The sequence below is a fragment of the Fodinibius salsisoli genome (assembly GCF_026229185.1).
GTDB classification, from domain to species: Bacteria; Bacteroidota; Rhodothermia; order Balneolales; family Balneolaceae; genus Fodinibius; species Fodinibius salsisoli.
Window position 1 is genome coordinate 1 of sequence record NZ_JAGGJA010000032.1, and the last position, 1347, is coordinate 1347.

At 46.0% G+C, this 1347-nt stretch carries 2 protein-coding genes; both read left to right on the plus strand.

The window, feature by feature from the left end:
• Nucleotides 1-521: type II glyceraldehyde-3-phosphate dehydrogenase (locus J6I44_RS20475; protein ID WP_265768134.1), on the plus strand; the 521-nt coding region annotated here is incomplete at its 5' end.
• Between the two features lie 53 nt (nucleotides 522-574).
• Complete coding sequence (locus tag J6I44_RS20480) at nucleotides 575-1240, plus strand: methyltransferase family protein (protein ID WP_265768135.1); 666 nt, start codon at nucleotides 575-577, stop codon at nucleotides 1238-1240.
• Nucleotides 1241-1347: the final 107 nt, after the last annotated feature.

Consider the following 1347-nt stretch of genomic DNA (forward strand, 5'->3'; position numbering starts at 1 on the left):
CTACCGATCCGTGGGAAAGCCATAAGAGTGGCATCATGAATACGCTGGTTCCCGAACCGGAAATTCCAAGTCACCAGGGGCCGGATGCTCAGAGCGTGGATCCCGAGTTGGATGTAGTGACGGCAGCAGTTAAAGTACCGGAAACACTTTCCCACCTACACTACTGGACCGTGCAATTGACAAAGGAAGCATCCAAAGAGGAAGTGCTGGAAGCGTTTGGCACCTCATCCCGAACCGCTTTTATACGCATGGATGATGAATTATCAGCTAACAATGCAGTGAAGGAATTAATGCTGGACATAGGCCGCCCCCATGGTGATATGTACGAGGTGGCCATATGGGAAGATATGTTGAAAGTGGAGGGAGACGAGCTTTACTACGCCTACCTGGTTGATAACCAGGCCATTGTAATTCCCGAAACCATCGATGCCATTCGAGCACTAACCGGCTTAGAATCCAATCCCGAAAAATCGATAGACAAAACAAATCGATCACTGGGTATTAAGCAACGGTTTATTTAGGAAATGATCCATTTTCATTACCAAAAACTCTTTTAACTGAACGGAGCAATTACATGGAACGAGGAATTGAACATTCAGGAGCCTGGGTTATAGCGCTTTTTGTTATCGTTATTGCTTCCTGGCTATTATACAAGTACATGGCACCCAAATCCTGGCGGGAGTGGGTGGGTGCCGGGTTAATTCAAGGTTTTATCATTGCATTGTATGCAGAGATGTATGGCTTTCCCCTTACTATCTATTTGATGGCACGATTCCTGGGAATTGACAGCGGGTCTGTAGATGCCAATCTCTGGTCCACGATATTAGGCATGGGGCAGACCGGGATGATGATCTCAATGATTCTGGGCTATGCCCTGCTTTTTATTGGCTTCGGAATTTTTATCCAGGGCTGGCGTCAGCTTTACCATGCCAAGCAGGAAAACAGGCTGGCAACCGACGGATTATACAGCCTGGTCAGACATCCCCAATACACCGGATTGTTTATCGGGCTTTTTGGAGAGGGGGTCATTCACTGGCCGACTATATTTTCCGTAGGCCTGTTTCCGGTGATCGTAATCGCTTATGTCCTGCTTGCCCGAAGGGAAGAGAAGAAGGTAATTGAAGAGTTTGGTGAAGAGTATCTCCAGTACAAACAAAACGTGCCGGCCTTCCTTCCGGCGAAAGACAACTGGAAACAGTTTATTCAACGGTCCGGTAATTCTGGACAATCAAATTTGTAGTTATTTCAATTCAATAATGGTCTAAAATATGACACCAATCACAGTCACCAAAGCATCCGGAGAAAAAGAATCATTTGATGAAAATAAACTTCGGCGTTCACTCAACA

Coding starts and splice junctions, on each gene's coding strand:
- J6I44_RS20480 (WP_265768135.1), top strand. CDS start 575: ATGGAACGAGGAATTGAACATTCAGGAGCCTGGGTTATAGCGCTTTTT.